Origin of the sequence: Pseudoalteromonas sp. APAL1 (genome assembly GCF_021532475.1) — a bacterium.
Lineage (GTDB): Bacteria > Pseudomonadota > Gammaproteobacteria > Enterobacterales > Alteromonadaceae > Pseudoalteromonas > Pseudoalteromonas lipolytica_C.
Genome location: NZ_JAKGAW010000002.1, coordinates 23,153 through 45,854, shown reverse-complemented (window position 1 = coordinate 45,854; position 22,702 = coordinate 23,153). Strand labels below are relative to the sequence as shown.

Annotated in this window: 19 protein-coding genes; 4 read left to right on the top strand and 15 right to left on the bottom strand. The window is 41.8% G+C overall.

Going from position 1 to position 22,702, the window contains the following annotated elements; translation table 11 throughout:
* Positions 1–2: 2 nt before the first annotated feature.
* Entirely contained in the window at positions 3–2,606 is a 2,604-nt protein-coding gene (locus L1264_RS01415; protein ID WP_199526300.1) for a DUF2339 domain-containing protein, read from the bottom strand.
* Between the two features lie 105 nt (positions 2,607–2,711).
* Positions 2,712–4,073, bottom strand: coding sequence for a hypothetical protein (locus tag L1264_RS01410; protein ID WP_199526301.1), 1,362 nt, complete (start codon positions 4,071–4,073; stop codon positions 2,712–2,714).
* 340 nt (positions 4,074–4,413) lie between these two features.
* On the opposite strand from L1264_RS01410, the gene purU reads away from it, so the two are divergent.
* Positions 4,414–5,244, top strand: a complete 831-nt coding sequence (purU, locus tag L1264_RS01405; RefSeq protein ID WP_055021009.1) for a formyltetrahydrofolate deformylase — start codon at positions 4,414–4,416, stop codon at positions 5,242–5,244.
* A 52-nt stretch (positions 5,245–5,296) separates the two neighbouring features.
* On the opposite strand, the gene L1264_RS01400 is transcribed toward purU, so the two are convergent.
* Positions 5,297–5,947 (bottom strand): response regulator transcription factor, encoded by a 651-nt coding sequence (locus L1264_RS01400; protein WP_135926004.1) that lies wholly within the window; start codon positions 5,945–5,947, stop codon positions 5,297–5,299.
* 96 nt (positions 5,948–6,043) lie between these two features.
* The gene (acs, locus tag L1264_RS01395; RefSeq protein ID WP_135926005.1) at positions 6,044–7,984 is read right to left on the bottom strand and encodes an acetate--CoA ligase; all 1,941 of its coding nucleotides are present in this window, start codon (positions 7,982–7,984) and stop codon (positions 6,044–6,046) included.
* 282 nt (positions 7,985–8,266) lie between these two features.
* Here acs and L1264_RS01390 point away from each other — a divergent pair, with 282 nt between their 5' ends.
* A complete protein-coding gene (locus L1264_RS01390; RefSeq protein WP_199526302.1) occupies positions 8,267–9,433 on the top strand; it encodes a DcaP family trimeric outer membrane transporter in 1,167 nt (388 codons plus the stop codon).
* A 180-nt stretch (positions 9,434–9,613) separates the two neighbouring features.
* Positions 9,614–11,737: a TonB-dependent siderophore receptor gene (locus L1264_RS01385; protein WP_199526303.1), complete on the top strand. Its 2,124-nt coding sequence runs from the start codon at positions 9,614–9,616 to the stop codon at positions 11,735–11,737.
* A 289-nt stretch (positions 11,738–12,026) separates the two neighbouring features.
* On the opposite strand, the gene recA is transcribed toward L1264_RS01385, so the two are convergent.
* Entirely contained in the window at positions 12,027–13,073 is a 1,047-nt protein-coding gene (gene recA, locus L1264_RS01380; protein WP_135926008.1) for a recombinase RecA, read from the bottom strand.
* Positions 13,074–13,131: 58 nt separating this feature from the next.
* Complete coding sequence (locus L1264_RS01375) at positions 13,132–13,629, bottom strand: nicotinamide-nucleotide amidohydrolase family protein (RefSeq protein WP_135926009.1); 498 nt, start codon at positions 13,627–13,629, stop codon at positions 13,132–13,134.
* Positions 13,630–13,650: 21 nt separating this feature from the next.
* On the opposite strand from L1264_RS01375, the gene mutS reads away from it, so the two are divergent.
* Complete coding sequence (gene mutS, locus L1264_RS01370; protein ID WP_135926010.1) at positions 13,651–16,224, top strand: DNA mismatch repair protein MutS; 2,574 nt, start codon at positions 13,651–13,653, stop codon at positions 16,222–16,224.
* Positions 16,225–16,320: 96 nt separating this feature from the next.
* On the opposite strand, the gene rpoS is transcribed toward mutS, so the two are convergent.
* From rpoS to ftsB, 9 genes are read right to left on the bottom strand one after another with little or no spacing between them, the layout of a single operon-like run.
* Complete coding sequence (gene rpoS, locus L1264_RS01365; protein WP_135926011.1) at positions 16,321–17,304, bottom strand: RNA polymerase sigma factor RpoS; 984 nt, start codon at positions 17,302–17,304, stop codon at positions 16,321–16,323.
* Positions 17,305–17,364: 60 nt separating this feature from the next.
* Positions 17,365–18,189, bottom strand: a complete 825-nt coding sequence (locus L1264_RS01360; protein WP_138558393.1) for a peptidoglycan DD-metalloendopeptidase family protein — start codon at positions 18,187–18,189, stop codon at positions 17,365–17,367.
* Positions 18,190–18,230: 41 nt separating this feature from the next.
* Positions 18,231–18,809 carry a YqaA family protein gene (locus L1264_RS01355; RefSeq protein WP_135926013.1) on the bottom strand — a complete coding sequence of 193 codons (579 nt, stop codon included), beginning with the start codon at positions 18,807–18,809 and terminating at the stop codon, positions 18,231–18,233.
* Between the two features lie 11 nt (positions 18,810–18,820).
* Complete coding sequence (locus tag L1264_RS01350) at positions 18,821–19,459, bottom strand: protein-L-isoaspartate(D-aspartate) O-methyltransferase (RefSeq protein ID WP_235403600.1); 639 nt, start codon at positions 19,457–19,459, stop codon at positions 18,821–18,823.
* Positions 19,449–20,213, bottom strand: a complete 765-nt coding sequence (gene surE, locus L1264_RS01345) for a 5'/3'-nucleotidase SurE (protein WP_199526305.1) — start codon at positions 20,211–20,213, stop codon at positions 19,449–19,451. The genes L1264_RS01350 and surE overlap by 11 nt, the downstream gene beginning before the upstream one ends.
* Positions 20,214–21,242: a tRNA pseudouridine(13) synthase TruD gene (gene truD / locus L1264_RS01340; RefSeq protein WP_135926016.1), complete on the bottom strand. Its 1,029-nt coding sequence runs from the start codon at positions 21,240–21,242 to the stop codon at positions 20,214–20,216. It lies immediately after the preceding gene.
* Complete coding sequence (gene ispF / locus L1264_RS01335) at positions 21,242–21,721, bottom strand: 2-C-methyl-D-erythritol 2,4-cyclodiphosphate synthase (protein WP_235403584.1); 480 nt, start codon at positions 21,719–21,721, stop codon at positions 21,242–21,244. The genes truD and ispF overlap by 1 nt, the downstream gene beginning before the upstream one ends.
* Entirely contained in the window at positions 21,718–22,419 is a 702-nt protein-coding gene (gene ispD, locus L1264_RS01330) for a 2-C-methyl-D-erythritol 4-phosphate cytidylyltransferase (protein WP_138558394.1), read from the bottom strand. Before ispD ends, ispF begins: the two co-directional genes overlap by 4 nt.
* Complete coding sequence (ftsB, locus tag L1264_RS01325; RefSeq protein WP_135926019.1) at positions 22,409–22,699, bottom strand: cell division protein FtsB; 291 nt, start codon at positions 22,697–22,699, stop codon at positions 22,409–22,411. Before ftsB ends, ispD begins: the two co-directional genes overlap by 11 nt.
* Between the last annotated feature and the right edge of the window lie 3 nt (positions 22,700–22,702).

Sequence of the window (22,702 nt, the reverse complement as noted above, 5' to 3'; positions counted from 1 at the left end):
ATTTAAGGCAAAGCAGTAGGCTTTGCCTTAAATTTTTGGAACAACCAACTAAGTGCAACTAACGACAAGCCTAAACCGATAAACGAAATAGCACGTAATAATCCGGTTAAGTTTGCCATGTCTATCAGAAACACTTTTAATACCACCAGCGCCAATAAGCCAAGGCCTAGCTTTTGTAAAACCGTAATAATTTTTAACTGCCCCGCCACGACCACCAAAGCACCAATAATAAGCCAAACTAAAGAGTAACTGTAAAGCTCGGCATCTGAGGTTGGCAAAGCAATATTTATAAACTCGCCTTGCCAGTTATGGCGAATTTCCGCATTGATATATAAAACACTCATCACACCCGCAAGAGCTGTAAACAGCTTTTGTAAATAGTGCTGAGATTGAGTTAGTCGGCTGGCCCAAATTGCAATACAGGCGGGGACTAACCAAAGTAATAATAGCCAGTTAATAATCGGCCAACTGCCAATATTTATCGGCTCAAAAAACGGATTTACAGCGGTAAAGCTTTTCAGAACTAACAATCCGCTTAATGCTAATAACGCAAAACCTGCCACTTGATAGAGCTTAGCTAATTGCGCAGTAAAACGTGAACGCATCAGGTAAACACAGCCCAATATGCCCCAGTTACAGGTTAATAAAATATGCTCATACACAGACAAGTTCTCAAAATCAGGATAGTGCCCCACTAACTGATAGCTCGTCTCTGTGGTAATGAATAAAGCGATACAATGAAGCGTAGCACCTTCTAGCCACATCCGAACAGATTGCTGCTGCCAGTGTCTTGCTGCCAAGTAAAATAAGCAAGCAGACACAGGGTAAACAACTAAACTCCAATGCACACCAAGTAATAGCGCATCACTGTAATCAGCTGACCAAGGTGCAAAACTTAACCTAACAAGTAAAGCACCAACTAAACCTTTTAGCGGCCAAGTCGGAATGCTGAGTGCATGTTTATTGACATAAAAACTGATCAACAACACTTGCGCAGCGAGTGCCAAGGTTAAGCTACTCCCTTCAAGAAGCATGGTTAACGCCAAACTAATATTGGCATTGCCGCCAAGCCAGTAACTAAATACCTGCATTGGATTCGTGCTATTAATTGATAACTTAAATAACCAAGCAGACAGTGCCAGTAATACAAAGCACCAAACCGGGTATGCCGTCATTAAGGCATGATCAGGAGTGATGACATATAAGCAACTAATAATCACAAAGCTTGAAAGTGAAGCGAGTAAGGTAAAGCCAAAGCGTTTAGGGTATTTACGACCAAACAAAAAACCATAACCAGCAAACAAAGCAATAAAAAACAGCCCTGCTCCGTAATTTTGTCTAAAAACAAAAAGCTGCTCAGAGTAATCAACAGCATTGTATTGCCCTGTTAGCAAACACACCACACTCACTACAGCAATTATCAGCCAGTGATCCCATGCACTGTTTTTTAATACCAAAAACAACAGTAAAGCCACTAACGACAACATACTAAGCTGCCAAGTAAGCAGATCATTATGACTGATGAGTAAAAGATAAAGTGGCATGACAACAGCTAATAACAGAGGGTTGTCGGGCAGTTGTTTCAGAAGTGTTTTAAAGCGGTGTGGGCGGTATTCAACTTGTTTAATACTCAGCCCTAAACGTGGAATCGCAATTAACAATACAATGCTAAACAGCGCATAAAGATTAATAAACCAATGCAGGTTTTTAGTTGCACTCATTGCAACTAAGCAATACCAGCCTAAATGCCCCGCCCATAACAAATACCACAGCCAATGCCGTTTTACGTAATGTGCGACTAGCGAAGCTGATACACTGACAAAAGCAACATAAGTAAGGAGTGCAATAAAGTCATTACTCCCAGTATCTACCCATACAGGCACACTGTAAGCGCCAATAATACCAATTACAGCCAGCACGGGGCCAAAACGTAATGCCATCCAGCTTGCAGCCAAAGAAACCAAGGTTAAAATGCTAAATGCTGGTAAGGCTTTTAGTAAGCCGTAATGACTGTAGGCCAGCAAGGTCAATGCAAACAAACTAATAAAGCCGCCACTTGCCAGCGCCGCGGGAATATAGTTGCTAAATCCTTCAAAGGTAATACCTTTACGATGTAAAACCTCAGCTGTAACAATTAAACTCAGGCCAAAAATAGCGCCAAGTATGAGTCGCATGGTTTCGGATAATAAACCGGCTTCAAGTGAATAGCGGGCCAAAAAGATACCACCAAAGGCAAGTGCAACCGCTCCTACCCAAGTTAGCCAATTGGCTTTGATTTGTGTAACTAGTTGGCTAACTAGCGGATTAAAAGTTGCAGGCTTGGGTTTCGTTTGCTGTGGCTTTTCAGCCATTGCCTCAGTTGGCTTATTAATGGCTTCAGGCTTTGGTTCTCGTTTTGAAGTGTCGGTCAGAGCTTCGTTTAAATTATCAAACGAATTTACAATAGTTGCTTGTGGATTATGGATATAGGTCGCGTTAAGTTCTACTCGAAGAGCAGCTACTTCACGCTTCAAACTAGAGAGTTGAAAAAAGGCAATAATGCCAGCAATTGAGCCACCTACAACAACTAGTGCTAGTAATACTAGTAACGCAATACCGTCGTCCATACTCACTCCATGTGTACGCTTTAAACAAAAAAGCAAAAACCTTAATTGTTTATATAATAAACACTTAGCAAGAGTAAAGAAACAACGATATTGCGTTCAAGCCAATTAAGACTGCTCAGTCACCGTTCGCTCTAAGGTCATTTTGTAACCTGAATCAGTGGTTTCATCATGTTCAATCATCAAGATATAGTTACCTTCTTCGGTAAAATCCATGTCGCTTTGTTGCAATAGCACAATCTGCTGGCCGTTGTCTTCAAACACCACATAGGTTGTATAAACTTCGTTATCAACCACCTGCTCTTTTTGGTCGTATTGATCTAAACCTTCAACGACATTACTAGTATCATCAACGGTTTCACCATTGAGAGTGAAATACACATCGACTTCGTCAATCTGTTGCCCTGCATAGTTATCAATTAAATTAACCACAGTAACTGTGTGGCTATAGCTGCTAGGTGTTAGGTTTTCTTCAATGGTCATCATACGAGGGCCGTAGTCTTTGTCATTGTAGAATAGACCAACCGCACTTTGCTCACGCTCTAATGTCATTAAGAAGTTATCAACAATCTTGTCGCCAGCCTCATCTAACATGGCTACGCTGTAACTATTTGGTGACATACTCATGTATTCAGAGTAACTATCGTTGCTTACAACTTCGGTATTAGTAGACGTTGTTCCTCTGGTTACTTTAAATTGGGTTTGTGTGTAATCATCAATAGTATTAATAAATCGCAACTGGCCTTGTGCGTCTTGGTGGTTTAGTTGAGTCACCGAGCTACTTGCCGTCACTACATCAAGGGTAATGCCGTCTTCTTCTGTTGCATAACTTGGGCGGATCATCGCCATGTAAGTTGCTTCATCATTAAAATACAATTTTGGTGATTCAAAAATCACATCAGTGCTACCACTGGCAGTGACATAAATAGTGTAATAACCCTCCTCAAGCGTAGATAGTTCTGGCTCTACCAGGTACTGCGAAGTCATCAGTAACTCTGCGGTATCAAATAACCCGTCATCAGTGGCAATGTAAACATCGTAAATATTGTCTTCTCCGACGATATTAAAAAAGCCAACATTAAACTCATCTTCATCGCTTGAAGATGGCACACTTAGCTCAGTGAATGTTGGCTCAGCAAAATCACCATTCATTACTAGCAACTGGGTTTGATCGTCTTTAATTTTAATGGTTTCTTCATCAATAGTGATATAGCTATCGTTGACATCAACATACTGAAAACTCAGCTCATACTCACCCGAGCTGTAATTATGGCGGGTTGATACATCACCAAAATCTGCGCCCGAACGTTCAGTGTCATCAACAAATAAACGTGTATAGGGGCTATTATAAGAGCCATTGTACAGTTGCACATAGCCGCTGTTGCTATTGCTGCTGTCGTCACTAGAACAGGCAGCCAGCAACGAAAGCAAACTTGTGGCAACAATTGTTTTAAGCAGAGTACTTTTCATGGAGTTTATTCCTTATTGTTTGTAATAATCTACTTTGACTCAACTAAAGCAATAAAATTCTATGTTTTACAAACGATTACCTTCACTTACAGTTACTTACGTTAAGGTTAAAAAGTGTAGAAAAAGGTATAGAAAGGCACTCAATTAATCATAATTATGGACAAAAAATCACATTTATAGTGAAAGCAGCTTACTTTTACACGAAAAGTAAATAATGATTACATTTTGTAAGGTTAGACAATGAATTCAGATAAATTATTAGATAGTTCAATTTGCGCTATGCAGCGCTAAAAAATTAGCAAATAATGAGGCTCACACAAACGGGATTAGAATGAGGACTATGAACACGATTTTAACCACACAATGCGATGATGATGTTGGTCTAATTGCCAAGATCACCGGTCTTTGTCATCAGCATAATTTAAACATTACACGTAATAACGAATTTGTAGATAAAGACGCTAAACGCTTTTTTATGCGTACAGAGTTAAGCGGCGTTATTTCAGATGATTTTTTACCAAGCCTTGCTGAGCTACTTCCTGATGGCGCAGAGCTTGCGCTGCACAGCAGTGAAAAAACCAAAGTGGTATTACTGGCCACCAAAGAAGCACATTGTTTAGGTGGTGTATTACTTAAGCAATTCGAAAAAGCATTAAACATCGAAGTACTGGCTGTGATTGCCAACTATGCAGATTTAGCGCCACTGGCTGCAGGCTTTGGCGTGCCGTTTCATGTAGTATCGCACGAAGGTTTAAGCCGTGCTGAGCATGATCAACAAGTGGGTGATTTAATTGCCAGCTATCAGCCTGACATTATCGGCCTAGCTAAATATATGCGTATTTTAAGCCCTGAATTTGTGGCGCGTTTTGAAGGTAAGATTATTAATATTCACCATTCGTTTTTGCCTGCCTTTATTGGTGCAAAGCCTTACCATCAGGCATTTGAGCGCGGTGTAAAAATAATTGGTGCGACCGCTCACTTTGTTAATAACGAGCTTGATGAAGGGCCGATTATTTTACAAGATGTGACACATGTTAGCCATGCGGATACCGCTGAGATGATGGCAAAAATGGGGAAAGATGTTGAGAAAACGGTGTTTTGCAAAGCGCTGCAACTCGCGTCTGAACATAAACTGTTTATCAATGGAAATCGAACCGTGGTGTTCGCTTAAGCAATAAAATGAAGAGGCTGTATGGCCTCTTTATTGTTATTATTATCTTTTGTTATGCCGACTCAATAGGCTCTAGTTGTAATTTAGAGGCAATTAATACCGCTTGAGTACGGTTATACACACCTAGCTTTCTAAAAATTGCTGTAATGTGTGCTTTCACTGTCGCTTCAGAAATATGTAACTCGTAAGCAATCTGTTTGTTTAACAAGCCTTCGTGTAAGTATTGTAAAACTTTATATTGCTGTGGCGTAAGCGATGCAACTTGAGCGGCAATTTCTTTATCTTCGCCATCAACATCAGAGACTTTATCTTTTAATTCTGATGGTAGCCACACATCACCCTCAAGAATGTGGTTGATTGCCATGGCAATATCATCTGACGATGATGATTTTGGAATGAATCCCATTGCACCATAGGCCATTACTTTAGAGACAACGTTAATATCTTCGCTGCCAGAAACAACAGCAATTGGTAAGCTAGGATAATCTTCGCGAATGCGAATAAGGCCGTATAAATCGCCATTGCCTGGCATGTGAAGGTCTAGTAGTAAGATATCAAGATCTTCTTGTTCGTTTAACACCTGTAAAGTGGTCTCAAAGTTTTCCGATTCAAACACTTCTAAATCAGCGAACTTAGCACTTAATGCCCCTTTCAGCGCTTCACGAAATAACGGATGATCGTCCGCTATTAAAAACTGACTCATGGTTCACTCCTAATAAATTCGGCTGACACCTATTTCTAAGTGACAGCCGATATACTACGTTTAGAATCAACTTCTAATCAAGTTTTTAACGTGATTTTAACGATTTAATCGGTTTTCGATTAGTTCATCTACCACACTTGGATCGGCAAGAGTTGATGTATCACCTAGCTGTTGATGCTCATTTGCCGCAATTTTACGTAAAATTCGACGCATGATCTTACCAGAACGTGTTTTCGGTAGACCCGGAGACCATTGGATCATATCTGGTGAAGCAATTGGGCTTAGTTCTTTACGAACCCAGTTACGCACTTCTTTTGTTAGTTCATCGCTCACTACAACACCCTCATTTGGTGTGATGTAAACATAAATGCCCTGACCCTTAATGTCATGCGGATAACCAACTACAGCAGCTTCTGCTACAGCTTCGTGAGCAACCAATGCACTTTCAATTTCTGCCGTACCTAGGCGGTGGCCTGATACATTAAGTACATCGTCCACACGGCCAGTGATCCAATAGTAACCATCTTCATCACGGCGACAACCATCACCGGTGAAATACACGCCTGGGTATGCTGAGAAATAAGTTTGTTCAAAACGTTCATGGTCACCATAAACTGTACGAGCTTGTGACGGCCAGCTATCTAAAATAACAAGGTTGCCATCAACCGCGCCTTCGAGTGTATTACCCTCAGCATCAAAAAGTGCCGGTGCAATACCAAAGAAAGGACGAGTTGCAGAGCCTGGTTTCATATCTGTCGCACCTGGTAACGGTGTGATCATGATGCCACCAGTTTCTGTTTGCCACCACGTATCTACAATTGGGCAGTTTTCGTTACCAATGTGCTCGTAATACCAAGCCCACGCTTCAGGGTTAATCGGCTCACCCACTGAACCCATGATACGTAAACTATTACGTGTTGAGGTAGCTGTTGGCTCATCACCTTTCGCCATTAAAGCACGGATAGCTGTTGGTGCAGTGTAAAGGATAGTCACGTTGTGCTTATCAATCACTTCACCCATACGACCCGCCGTTGGATACGTTGGTACACCTTCAAAAACCACTTGCGTACAGCCGTTTACTAATGGGCCATAGGCAATGTAGCTGTGTCCTGTGATCCAGCCCACATCAGCGCTACACCAAAAGATATCGTCTTCTTTTAGGTCAAACACGTATTCATGTGTCATTGATGCATAAACGAGGTAACCACCGGTAGTATGAACCACCCCTTTTGGTTGACCTGTTGAGCCAGAGGTATAAAGAATGAAAAGCGGATCTTCTGCATTCATTGGCTCTGGTTCACACTCAGCAGGTAGGTCAGCGACAAGTTCATGCCACCAAACATCGTGGCTATTCCACTCAACTTCGCCACCGGTTAACTGATGCACAATAACGTGTTCAACTGTAGTTACTGAGTCTTGTGATACCGCTTCATCAACATTTGCTTTAAGTGGTACACAGTTGCCAGCACGGCGACCTTCGTCTGAAGTAATTACCACTTTAGCGCCTGAGTCATTAATTCGGTCAGCAATCGCTGATGGAGAGAAACCACCAAATACCACAGAATGAATCGCGCCAATACGCGCACATGCTTGCATAGCGTAAATAGCTTGCGGTGTCATAGGCATGTAAATAGCAACGCGATCACCTTTTGATACGCCTAACTTTTTAAGGCCATTTGCCAATTTTGCTACTTCGTCATGAAGTTGTTGGTAGCTGATATTTTCGCTGTGTTCAGGGTTGTCACCTTCCCAAATAAGGGCTGTTTTATCTGCTTTAGTAGCGAGGTGGCGGTCAATACAGTTATATGAAGCGTTAAGTTGGCCGTCTTCATACCAGCGGATGCTGATGTGGCCTTTGTCGAATGAGGTGTTCTTTACTTTATTATAAGGAGTTGACCAATCAAGGCGTTTACCGTGCTCTCGCCAAAATCCTTCAGGGTCATCGATAGATTGCTTATACATTGTATTATATTTATCGTTATCAACTAATGCTGCATTCTTGATATGCGCTGGTACTGGATAGATACTTTCTGACATTGTTGTCGTCTCCATTTTAATTACTTGCCTTCGGCCTGCCTCAAGGATCACTCAGCAAAGCCCCTGAAAGTATTAGACCTTAGTTGTATATCTTGTCATTTCACAAAAAACTTCGAAATCGCCTTCTATAATCTAGTCCAATGTTCGCAGGTAAGCGATTTTGAGTCGCTTACCACCTTAGTCTAATAGACCAATAGATAATTGAGAGAAGTCATTTCTTAAACAACAGTGATACAACAACATTAATGCAATCAACAAGTAGCTTCGACAGGAATACACATTATGACAACAACAAAAGTAACCGCATTAAAAACACTGACAGCTTCGGCTGTTTTATGTGCACTTACAGGTACCGCTAACGCTGCAACCATTGGTAACACCGACGTTTCTTATGGTGGCTATGTAAAACTAGATGCGATGTGGAGTGATTACTCTGCAGGTGTACCAGCCGGTGGCAGCATTGGCCGTGACTTCTATGTCCCAAGTACAACCCCCGTGGGCGCAGACAGCGACAGTGATGCTGTCTTTGATATGCATGCTCGCCAGTCTCGATTTAGCCTAGGCACAGCAACTAAATTAGATGATGGGAAAACAATTAAAACCAAAATAGAAATCGATTTCCTTGCTTCTGCACCAGGTGGAAATGAGCGTGTTACAAACTCTTATGCACCGCGTATACGCCAAGCATTTGTAACTTATGATGGATGGTTATTTGGTCAAGCTTGGTCAAACTTCCAAAACGTTGGCGCCCTTCCTGAAACCTTAGACTTTGTTGGCCCAGCAGAAGGTACTGTGTTTGCTCGCCAAGCACAAATTCGCTACACAACAGGTAACTGGTCATTCTCTGTTGAAAACCCAGAAAGTACAGTCACTGTAGGTGGTGCTCGTGTGGCGACTGATGATGCTTCAATGCCTGACTTTACAGCACGTTATGCCCATAAGGCTGATTGGGGTGAGCTTGTTGTAACAGGTCTGGCACGCCAGCTTACTTATAAACAAAATGGCATTGATGCGGATACATCATCGTTTGGTATCAGCGCATCAGGTAAAGTAAATTTTGGTGAAAATAATCTTAAATTTATGCTTACACAAGGTTCTGGTTTAGGCCGCTATGTTGGTTTAAATGTTGCTCATGGTGCGGTACTTGATGGCGATGATCTAGATGCGATTGATTCAACATCTGGCTTTATTGCTTATCAACAAAACTGGAGCAGCCAATGGCGCTCAACCTTCCTGTATTCATTCTTCTCTGCTGATAACAATACCGACTTATTAGCTATGTCTATTGACCCAACAAAGACAAGCCAAAGCTTTAGCGCTAACCTATTGTATTCACCAGTTAAAAAATTGACTTTTGGGGTTGAATTCAAACATGCAGAACGTGAGCTTGAAAGTGGCACTGATGGCGATATGGATCGTCTGCAATTTTCTGCAAAATACGTGTTTTAAAATTAAAAGTTTTACTTCCTGAAGCGGCTTCGGCCGCTTTTTTTTATCAAGCGTTTGGATTCTCCTGCGTTGCATTTTTAAAAACATTTCAAGCCCCACAAAAACTTAATTGCAAATCGTTCTCATTTAGTTTAGATTACGCGTTAATTTCATTATTAATTGAACTAATTGGAACTTTGCATGTCATCAACAAAATTTTTGCGCTTATCGCAGTTAAGCCTAGTGACCTCAGCACTACTTAGTGGACACGCTTTAGCTGAACAACAAAAAGAAGAACAAGCTATTGAAAAAATAGCTGTTTATGGCCAGCATCATAAAAATTACATCACCGAAGAAGCACAGTCAGCAACTAAGTTAGGACTAACAATTAAAGAAACACCACAGTCAATCTCTGTTGTTTCACGTGCATTAATGGATGATTTCTCCCTCGATAACCTAAATGCCGTATTAGAGAGCACCCCTGGTGTGACTGTTGAACAAATCGAAACTGACCGTACTTATTTTAAAGCCCGTGGTTTTGAGATCACTAACTTCCAAGTTAATGGCATGGGTATGCCACAAGATAACGGTTCAATCCAAGGTACTCTTGATACCTCTATTTTTGATAGTGTTGAAATTGTACGTGGTGCCAATGGTTTAATGACAGGTGCTGGTAACCCATCTGCAACCGTCAACATGGTTCTAAAGCGCCCTACTTACCAAACACAAGTAAATGCATCTGTATCGTATGGTTCATGGGATAACAAACGTCAAGAGCTTGATGCATCAACTGCTATCAACGAAAACCATGCAGTGCGTGCTGTATTCACCAAGCACAAAACAGAGTCATACCTTGACCGTTACGAGCAAGATAAAACAATTTATTACCTAGCCTACGAAGGTCAGCTTACTGATAGCACAGTTGTAACTGCTAACTATGTAAATCAAAAGAAAGATGCCGACAGCCCACTTTGGGGCGCGCTACCGCTTTATTATAGCGATGGTACTGCAACAAACTTTGATACATCAACCAGCACAGCGTCTGATTGGTCATACTGGAATAACACAACAGAGCAGTTGTTTTTATCAATTGAGCAAGCAATTACCAATACTTGGTTCTTAAAAGCAAGCTACGCACACTTAGAAAATGAGCAAGACTCAGAACTTTTCTATGTTTACGGTACCCCAGACAGAGAAACAGGTCTTGGCTTAACAGGTTACGCAAGTGAATATGACCACAAAGATAAGCACGACATTTTAGATATTTACGCAACGGGTAAATTTGATTTATTTGGTATGGAACATGACCTATCTTTTGGCGTAAACCAAGCAGATATTGATTACAAAGATAAATCACTCTATGACTACACGACTGGTAATGGTTTTCCTGCAATGCCGGAGTTAGGTGGGTGGAATGGTGTTGCGCCAGTGCCAACACTTACTGATGGTTTAACAGGTGCTGATATCACCAGCCGTCAACGTTCTGCGTATATTTCAACACGTATCCGTGCCACAGATGCTTTCAGTATTTTAGCTGGTGTAAGCCAAGTAAACTGGGAAACAGAGGGCGAGTCATATGGTAAAGCAAAAGATAAAGACAGTGAGCAAACTGTGCCTTACTTCGGTGCTGTGTATGATATCAACGAAAGCTTATCAACTTACGCAAGCTACACTGAAACCTTTGTGCCACAAACTGAACGTGACATCAATGGCGATTACTTAGACCCAATCACAGGTAAAAGCAGCGAGATTGGTGTAAAAGCACAGCTACTTGATGATAACTTATTTGTTACTCTTGCCTATTTTGATGCTAAACAGGAAGGTCTTGCTGTTGCCGTGCCAGGCTCACTTCCTGATGATACACGTTATTATGGTGCTGATGGCATAAACAGTGATGGTTTTGAGGTAGAATTAAGCGGTCAAATTAACGATACCTTGAGTGCGAGTTTCAGTTACAGTAATTTAAATATTGATGGTGATGACCTAGTTAAAGACTACACACCAGAAAATCAATTCAAACTTGCTGTAACACACAAAGTACCTGAAGTTGATGGCTTAACTTTTGGCTTAAATTATCAATGGCAAGACGACACCAAGCGTGTACAAGTTCGTGATGCTGATACTAATGCCCCTCTCATTACCACAACTCAAGATGCTTATGGCTTATTAAATCTAATGGCGACTTATGACATCAATGATAATGTAAGTGTTAACCTTAATATCAACAACGTCACTAATGAAAAATATCTTCATAGCCTGTTCTGGGCACAAGGCTATTACGGCGCACCACGTAACTACTCAGTGTCTTTCAACTGGCAGTTATAAGCTTTGAGCTAGAAGTTTAAAGCTTAAGTACTGAAAAGCCGCATCATCTGCGGCTTTTTCATGAAAGAGTTGCAAGAGTAAAGTTAGAAAGGGGAAAGTTACAGGCACTATCGCGTGTTCTGACAGCTGAAAGCTACACGCAACCACAGAATACCGCCAACAATGCAGTGATTAAACGCGATATAAAATCGCTGCTATAAGCCCCCATAAAAAAACCGCTAACAATGTAGCGGTCTTTTTTGTGTTAAGTGCGGGTCAAATCACGCTTAACTGTACTCTTTAGTAGTGTTTATAGCTCGTCTTCAGCTATTAGGCCTGCATCTTCACCATCTTCTGGTTGTACAGTTGCCTGTAGTAATAGCATCTCACGTAACTTACCTTCGATCTCATCTGCGATCTCAGGGTTATCTTTTAAGAACTTAATTGAGTTTGCCTTACCTTGACCAACTTTATTGCCATTGTAGCTGTACCAAGCACCTGATTTTTCAACAATCTTATGCTTAACACCTAAGTCGATTAGCTCACCTTGCTTAGAAATACCTTCACCATACATGATGATAAATTCAGCTTGTTTAAACGGCGGCGCTACCTTGTTCTTAACAACTTTCACGCGGGTTTCGTTACCAACAACCTCGTCGCCTTCTTTTACTGAACCAATACGACGAATATCAATACGTACTGAAGCGTAGAATTTAAGCGCGTTACCACCGGTTGTTGTTTCTGGGTTACCAAACATAACACCAATTTTCATACGGATTTGGTTGATGAAAATACACAGCGTATTTGAACGCTTGATGTTACCTGTAAGCTTACGTAGTGCTTGTGACATTAAGCGAGCTTGTAGGCCCATGTGTGAATCACCCATGTCGCCTTCGATTTCAGCTTTAGGTGTTAAAGCAGCTACCGAGTCGACAATCACAACATCAACAGCACTTGAACGAACTAACATGTCACAAATTTCTAATGCTTGCTCACCAGTATCTGGTTGAGAAACAAGTAATTCGTCAATGTTTACACCCAGTTTTTGAGCGTATACAGGATCCAGAGCGTGCTCAGCATCTACGAATGCACAGGTTTTACCTTGCTTTTGAGCTTCAGCGATAACTTGTAAAGTAAGCGTTGTTTTACCTGATGATTCAGGACCATACACTTCAACAATACGGCCCGTAGGTAAACCACCAATACCTAATGCGATATCGATACCTAGTGAACCTGTTGAGATAGCTTCAATGTCTAGGGCTTTGTTGTCGCCCAGTTTCATAATTGAGCCTTTACCAAATTGACGCTCAATTTGTGATAAAGCAGCATCTAAGGCTTTTTGTTTGTTATCGTTCATTCTGTTCTCCAAATCCGGCTAATGCAGACAGTATACTGTATGAAATCACAGTATCAAGCTAATTTTCTGATTTTATCAATTCAATTACAGTTTTTAATGAATAAACAATAGCTTGCAGTCTAACTTCAGCTCTATCTCCTGAGAAAACCTGTTCGCTTGGGTAGTTTTTTCCGGCAAAATGAATACAAAACCATACCAGCCCTACAGGTTTATCCAGTGTTCCACCACCGGGGCCTGCAATCCCTGAGATAGCAATTGCAATATCTGCGTTTGCAGCTTTTGCAGCACCCGATGCCATTTCAAGCACGGTTTGCTCACTGACAGCACCAAAATTGTTTAATGTTTGCTCACTAACTCCTATTAATTGCTGTTTTGCTAGATTGCTATAAGTAACAAACGCACGGTCAATATAATTCGAACTGCCGGGGGTATCAGTTAACGCATAACTAACGCCACCACCAGTGCATGATTCTGCGGTAGTGATCCATAAGCGTTTATCCGTTAAAATAGCTCCTAATTTCGCAGCAAGTGTTTTAATCTCTTGATGTAATTCCATATTCAGCCTTTGGGTAAATACATGTCGTTTGATCTTTATGCACCGCACACTATAAAACAACAAACCCCTATGATGCAGCAGTATCTAAAAATAAAAGCCGAGCATCGGGATATTTTATTGTTTTATCGTATGGGCGATTTTTACGAACTTTTCTTTGATGACGCTAAACGTGCAGCGCAACTTCTTGATATTTCTCAAACTCATCGCGGTAAAGCCGGTGGCGACCCCATTCCAATGGCAGGTGTGCCTTATCATGCCGTTGAAAACTACCTAGCTCGCCTTGTACAAATGGGTGAATCAGTAGCTATCTGCGAGCAAATTGGCGACCCCGCCACCAGCAAAGGCCCGGTGGAACGTAAAGTTGTGCGTATTGTTACCCCTGGCACAATTTCTGACGAAGCGTTACTACAAGAGCGCCAAGACAACCTTCTGACCAGTGTTTGGCAAAACAAGCAAGGCTTATATGGAGTTGCCTATCTTGATATAAACTCTGGTCGATTCAATGTATTAGAAGTTAATACTGATGAAGCATTTAGCTCAACATTACAGCGTTTAGCACCGGCAGAGTTACTTTATAGTGAAACCTTTGCGAATGTGCACTTAATTGAGCACATTAAAGGTGCACGTCGTCGCCCTGAATGGGAATTTGATCTAGATACTGCGCAGCATTTACTGTGCGACCAATTTGGCACTAAGGATCTGGTTGGTTTTGGTGTAGACAAAGCACATGCCGCTTTAGTGGCTGCGGGATGTTTAATGCAATACGTAAAAGATACGCAACGCATTGCCCTGCCGCATATTCGTGCCATTACCCTTGAGCAAAACGAACATGCAGTGATCTTAGATGCAGCCACCCGTAAAAATCTTGAACTTACAGTTAACTTATCGGGTGGTTATGAAAATACCCTTGCGCAAGTACTTGATAAAACTGCGACAGCGATGGGTTCTCGCTTATTAAAACGCCGTATTCATACACCGGTGCGCAGTAAAACAGAGCTCAACTCTCGACTCAACGCTATTAGCGCCATTATTGATGCGCAATTATGTGGTGAACTGCAAGAGTCGTTAAAACAAATTGGTGACATTGAACGTGTCATCGCCCGTTTAGCACTTTGTACCGCAAGACCACGTGATTTAACGCGCCTGCGAAGTGCACTGCAAGCACTAGCACCACTACACGAATTACTGATGGATGCTAATGACCCACGTATTAGCCAAATCATTGCTCAGTCGCAACAGTTACCTGAACTACAAGATTTACTCGAACGTGCTGTAATCGAAACCCCACCAGTACTTATTCGTGATGGTGGCGTTATTGCACCAGGTTACAACAGTGAGCTTGATGAATGGCGTGCACTAAGCCAAGGTGCAACCGATATTCTTGAAAAGCTTGAAGAGCGTGAGCGAGAGCGCACTGGCATTAGCACTTTAAAAATTGGCTACAACAAAGTGCATGGCTTTTTTATTGAAGTAAGCCGCGCCAATTCTCATTTAGTGCCTGCAGATTATATTCGTCGCCAAACGCTAAAAAACAATGAGCGTTATATTATCCCTGAGCTAAAAGAGCATGAAGATAAGGTACTCGGTAGCCAATCAAAAGCACTTGCGCTTGAAAAACAGCTTTACGAGCAACTGTTCGAATTTATTGCTCCGCACATTGAACAGTTACAAACTATGGCTGCCGTACTGGCTGATTTAGATGTTTTAAACAATTTGGCAGAACGAGCACAAGCGCTTAATTATGCTAAGCCAACACTGTGCGATAACGATAACATCAGTATTAAACAAGGTCGCCACCCGGTGGTTGAACAGGTAATGAAAGACCCGTTTATTGCCAACCCAGTGGAGCTTAATAACGACCGTAAAATGTTGATTATCACAGGCCCAAATATGGGTGGTAAATCAACCTATATGCGTCAAACTGCACTTATCGTGCTAATGGCACACATTGGCTCTTATGTACCTGCAGATAGTGCTGAAATCGGAAATATTGACCGTATCTTTACACGTATTGGGGCAAGCGATGATTTAGCATCAGGGCGTTCAACTTTCATGGTTGAGATGACAGAAACGGCAACTATTTTAAATAACGCCACAGCACAATCACTGGTGCTAATGGATGAAATTGGTCGCGGTACTTCGACCTATGATGGTTTATCACTAGCCTATGCAACAGCTGACTATTTAGCTTCAAAAATTGCCGCTAAAACCTTATTTGCAACTCACTATTTTGAGTTAACAGAGCTGGCCGAACAAAAAACAGGGTTGGTAAATGTGCATTTAGATGCCATTGAGCATAACGACACCATTGCCTTTATGCATACTGTGCTTGAAGGCGCAGCAAGCAAAAGCTTTGGCCTACAAGTTGCTGCCTTGGCCGGTGTTCCAAAAGCGGTGATCCAACAAGCCAAACAAAAGCTAAAAATGCTCGAAAACCACCAACCTGTCACGGCCCCCATTGAGCAGCAACAGCAAACATTAAGTTTTGATGATGAACCGTCTGAGCTTGAATTAACCTTAAAACAGCTTGATCCAGACAGCCTAACGCCAAGACAAGCACACCAACTACTGTATCAATTAAAAGATTTACTGTAGGTATAAACTAAGATATAAAAAAAGCTGACGCAATGTCAGCTTTTTTGTGTGTTCTAGACCCTAAAGCCTATGTATTGTTGTCTAATTTGCTATATATCAGGTGAATTGGTCAAATAAGCTATCAGTGCTTAAACCTTCATGTTGCAATATGTCTTTTAAGCGACGTAATGCTTCCACCTGAATTTGTCTTACACGCTCACGTGTTAAGCCAATTTCACGACCAACATCTTCTAAAGTTGATGGCTCATAACCGAGTAAACCAAAACGTCGAGCGAGTACTTCGCGTTGTTTAGGGTTTAACTCACCTAACCAATCAACAATGTGTTTGTTAATGTCGTTATTTTGTACTTCTCCCTCAGGACCAGAGCCTTTTTCATCGGCTATGATATCAAGGAGAGCTTTATCGTTTTCACCACCAATAGGAGTGTCAACTGAAGTTATCTTTTCATTTAAACGCAGCATTTTAGTCACGTCTTCAACCGGCTTATCTAAGCACTCTGCAATTTCTTCTGCGGTTGGTTCGTGGTCTAACTTCTGGGTTAGTTCACGAGCAGTTCTTAAATACACATTTAGTTCTTTAACTACGTGAATTGGTAAACGAATTGTACGTGTTTGGTTCATGATGGCGCGTTCGATGGTTTGACGGATCCACCATGTTGCATAGGTTGAAAAGCGAAAACCACGTTCTGGGTCAAATTTTTCAACAGCTCGGATAAGGCCTAGATTACCTTCTTCAATAAGGTCAAGTAGTGCAAGGCCACGATTGTTATAACGGCGGGCAATTTTCACTACTAGACGTAAATTACTTTCAATCATTCGCTTGCGAGAGGCTTCACAGCCTTTCAATGCTTTGCGAGCAAAAAATACTTCTTCTTCTGCACTTAACAGTGGAGAAAAACCAATTTCACCTAAATACAGCTGGGTTGCATCTAAGTTTTTAGCAACTTCGTCTTTTGCAAATATATCTTCTTCGTTATCAACTTCTTCTAATAATTCAGAAGCATCATCTTCGACTACCGTGTCATCAAATTTATCGTCAATCGCGTCAGTTGTTTTCTCTAGTTTTGCTGTGTGACCCATAAGCGTCCTCCCGAGCAAATATGTGATTGAGCTAAATCACTTTTATCAATACCCTAATGGCTAAGGTAGATACTTAGCAGGATTGACTGCTTGACCCCGATAACGAATTTCAAATCTCAAAGCCGTAACCGAAGAGTCTGAACTGCCCATTTCTGCTATTTTCTGCCCTGCCTTTACTTCCTGTTTTTCCTTTACAAGCAACGTTGAATTATGCGCGTAAGCACTTAGGTAATCATCATTATGTTTCAAAATAATTAAATTACCGTAACCTCGCAACGCGTTACCCGCGTATACCACAGTTCCGTGTGCAGCAGCTAAAACAGAAGCCCCCTCTTTGTTAGTGATCTGTAACCCTTTAAAGCCGTTTTCTTTATTTGAAAAGCGTCGCGTGACCTTGCCCTTAGCCGGCCAGCTCCATACAACTTTAGAATTAGAATTACCGTTTTTGTCACTAATTATTTTGTTGGCTTGTTTCTGAACATACTCTCGTTGTTTTGGCTGATCAAGCTCTTTCTTTAATTTTTTGTTATTTTTTTGTGTGGAAAAAGTAGACTTTTTACTCGAATTCGTATATTTTTTCGCCTTTTTGTGTTTTTGTTCCTGCTTTGTAATCAAGATACGTTGGCCGGGAAAGATAGTGTAAGGTGCTGGAATATTGTTTATTTTTGCGAGGGTTCGAAAATCTCGTTGAGAACTAAAGGCAATTGAATATAAAGTATCACCCTTTTTCACTGTGTATTTTGAGCCTGTGATATTTACTTTGCGCGTCGTCGGCTTTACATGATTATCTAAACTACTGACCGGAGCGGGTGCTTCGCGAGACGTACAGCCAAAGAGCAAAATACTAGTAAACAAAGTAACATAGACTGTTATCTGCCTGCTCATCGTAAAATGCTCCTTATCGTACTAACTAATGGTTTTATGGCTTATCGTAGTAAAAAGTACGCAACCACCACTAAAACAACCAATCCCCAGCCAAGGGCTTCAACATATTGACGTAATTTTTGCTCCATTTTAACTCCACCCCATTTCATTAGTGCCGAAACAAGAAAGAAACGTGCCCCACGACCAACAGCAGAAGCAAGTAAAAATGGCAAAAATGCCATCTGCATTAGACCTGCGCCTATGGTAAATACCTTATAGGGGATAGGCGAAAATCCAGCTAAGAAAACCACCCAAACACCGTAATTTTCAAACCAGCTTAAGGCTGTATCAAATTTAGCTTGCCAACCCATTTGCGCAATAAGAGGTTCAACAACTGGTTCGAATAACCAAAAGCCAAGTAAATAACCTAAAATACCACCAATCACTGAAGCAATGGTGGTAAAGCTGGCAAAGCGCCATGCTTTATCTGGCTGTGCAAGCGACATCGGTGCTAGCATGACATCAGGCGGCACCGGAAAAAAAACAGATTCAGCAAAACTCATCCCTGCTAAATAACGCTCAGCATGTCGGTGTTTAGCCCATACAAGCGCCATATCATATAACTTAGTAAACAACTTCAAAGTATTAGGTCCTATTCAATATCACCAGGCACCAAAGGTACAAATCTCACTGGTGCAACTTTATGTTCTGTAAATGTGTCGCCATTTCTAACAACCATCATTAATTGCTGATCTTGCTCACCAATGGGTGCAATCATCACGCCACCATCAGCAAGTTGTTCAAGTAACCCGTGCGGCATTGTTGCTGCCGCAGCAGTGACAATGATCCCCTCAAAGGGCGCTTGTGACTGCCATCCTTGCCAGCCATCGCCATGCTTCATGGTGACATTGTATAAATCAAGCTTATGTAAGCGGCGCTTCGCTTGCCACTGTAGTGCTTTAATGCGCTCAACTGAGCACACTTTGGTGAAGGTTTTAGCTAAAATCGCTGTTTGGTAGCCAGACCCAGTGCCTATCTCAAGCACTTTATCGCGAACCCCAGCTAAACGAAGTAACTCTGTCATACGTGCAACAATGTGAGGCTGCGAAATAGTTTGCCCTTGACCAATTGGTAATGCGGTATTTTGATAGGCTTTATGCTGTAAAACATCATCAACAAAGATATGGCGAGGCGTTGTTGCAATTGCCTCTAGCACGACACTGTCTTCGACACCCTCGCGCTTTAATAATTCAGCTAATGCAAGTGCACTGCGATTATAATTAGTCAGCACCATTAATCTCCATATTTGCTAACCAGCTATCAACGGCTTGTAGGCTTTCTTTAGCCGTCATATCAACACTAAGTGGTGTGACTGATGCGTAGCCATTATTAATGGCATAAAAATCAGTGCCTTCCCCTGCATCACTTTCAGCACCCAAGGTACCATACCAGTATATATCGCGACCCCATGGATCTTGCTGTTTAGTCATGGTTTCGGCTTTATGGCGTGCTCCTAAGCGTGTTACTTTCACGCCTTTTAATTCAACAAGTGGCACGTCAGGTACGTTTAGATTGATAATTTGATCTTTTGGTAACGGGTGCGAAGCTAATTCTTTAATGATACTCACAGCAACAGCGGCGGCGGTTTCAAAATGATCCCCTTCTTTAGAACACAAAGATACGGCGATAGCCGGAAGCCCTAAATGGCGGCCCTCGGTTGCAGCAGCAACAGTGCCTGAATACAAAGTATCATCACCTAGGTTGGCACCATGATTAATGCCTGCAACCACAAGATCCGGCTGCTCATCCATTAACTCATTGACACCAAGGTGCACACAATCAGTTGGCGTGCCATTAATGGAAATAAAACCATTTTCTAAGGTTGTTGCACGCAGTGGATTCATTAAGGTCAATGAATTACTTGCACCACTGCAATTACGATCAGGTGCAACAAGTGTCACATCAGCAATTTGGGTCAGGGCTTGATATAAAACTGCGATCCCTTTTGCATTTACACCATCATCATTACTTAATAAAATTTTCATCTACGCATCCTTTTGTTTTTGTTCTTTTGGGCTGGCATCTTGATAGTCCACCAGCTCACGCAACAAGGCTGTGGCAAAACACCCTTTTGGTAACCCAAAGCTCAGCTTTAATGTTGTCTCGTCTAGGGTTTCAACCGCTAATGAATCTGGGATCAAGCGTAACATTCTACGCTCGTTTTTAAGACCAAGTTCGCTAAGGCCAGCTATCCAAGACTGATAAGGTTCGAGCCACGTTTTTTCGGCCTCGGTAAGGCCTTTTTCACCTTTACCAACCATAGGGGCCGACATCACGATATCGCCAGACGCTAAGCGGGCAATATTATCGTCGCTAATGTTATCTTCAAAAAAGGCATTGCTGCCACTTAACATAAATACTTCGCGGTGCATGGTTTTCGCAAGGCCATGTTCAGCAACGCGCAAGCTCACAATTTCATTAAACACATAAGAGCGCGCTGCAGAGATCACTAAACCTCGTAATTTTTTGTCGCGAATACGCTCTCCGGCAAACATGCGTTTTGCCATTTCAAGGTTGTGCCCACCATGACCAAAGCGTTGTTCACCAAAGTAATTAGGCACACCGGCACGCACCGCGTTAATACGGCATAAAATATCAAGTGGTTCAGTCACATTACGTAAAGTGATGGTGAAGCGGTTGCCTTTATGGCAGCCGGTTCTGAGTTTGCGATTGTGGCGCTGTTGCGAAATAACAAAAAACTGCTCGTTATTCAGTTCACTAAATTCAATATGCTTTTTAATTGGCACTGGCACACTAAACCATTGTGTACATACACCATGACGGTCTTTTAAGCCCGCGTAACTCACATCACGCGGGGAAACACCGGCTTTTTCAGCAATACGTTTAGCAACAAACTGAGTGTTTTCACCTTTTTTTACCACTTGTAAGCAGACATGCTCACCAGAGCCTGTAAACTCAATGCCCAAGTCTTCATCAACCATAAAATCTTCGGCAGTGGTTTTAAAATCAGCTTTCGAAAGAGGTTTGCCGTAAAGGTAATTTAGTTCACTCATCAATCTTGCTTTCTCATAATTACCACAGCATGGCTTGAGATACCTTCTTTACGACCTTCAAAGCCCAACTTCTCTGTAGTTGTTGCTTTTACATTCACTTGTAAAATATCTGCTTCAAGGTCTTGGCATAAGTTTTCACGCATTGCTTGAATATGTGGCAACATTTTGGGGGCTTGAGCAACAATCGTGACATCGGCATTGCCAAGAACGTAACCTTGCTCTTTAGCAAGCCCAACCACGTGGCGTAGCAAAATTCGGCTATCAATATTTTCGTATTCGCTAGCAGTATCAGGGAAGTGCTTGCCAATATCGCCCATTGCAAGTGCACCTAATATTGCATCGCATAAAGCATGAATTGCCACATCACCATCTGAATGTGCTAAAAAGCCTTGTGGATAATCAATTTTTTCACCACAAATCACCAGTGGCCCTTCGCCACCAAATTTGTGTACATCAAAGCCATGGCCAATTCGAATCATGAGGTACTCTCGTTTTGTTGTTTTTGCAATAAAAATGCTGCTAAATCTAAATCTTCAGGGGTGGTGATTTTAATATTATCACTGCGACCAGCAACCAGCTTAACAGGCTGTTTGGCCCATTCAATTGCCGATGCCTCATCAGTAATAGTCACACCACTTTGAAGGGCATTTGATAGCGCATCGGTCAGCAATTTGTAAGGGAAAAACTGAGGGGTTAGCGCCTGCCATAAATCGTCACGTGGCACTGTTTGCTCACTGTGGGTATGACCGCGCTTAATGGTGTCTTTTACTTTTGATGCCAAAATACCGCCTTCATTGGCAGCAGTACATTCAGCGATTAAACGCTGAATATCTGCCAAGCACACTAACGGCCTTGCCGCATCGTGAACAAGTACCCAGTCAGGTGGGTTGTCAGCAAGTGATAGCAAGGCGTTTAGCACTGAATCGGCGCGTTCTTTACCACCACTCACACGTTCAATTCGCGTATCTATATACGGTAAATCGGCAAAATAGCCATCATCATCACTAATAGCGACTTTTATAGTATTAAGGCATTCAAGCTCAGCAAGCTTGCTTAAGGTATGCTCTAAAATAGTTTTACCCGCAAGCTCGATATATTGTTTAGGCGCCGAATGTTGCATTCGACTCCCAACTCCCGCAGCGGGAACAATTGCGGTAATAATTTGTTTATTGTTCATTATACTGCTGACCTGGTAATACTCGAATAAAGGTTTCACCAGGTTTAATCATTCCTAATTCGTTACGCGCTCGTTCTTCAATACCCTCTTGACCAAGCTTTAAATCTTTAATGTCGGCTTTTAGTACCGTATTACGTTTTAATAATTTAGCATTCGTATCTTGATGTGATGCTACGGCTTGTTTTAAACGAGTGTAATCTTGCACTCCATTATGGCCAAACCACAAACGGTACTGAATAAATAATGCCAAACATAACAAGGCGAATTGAAAAACCCGCATTGA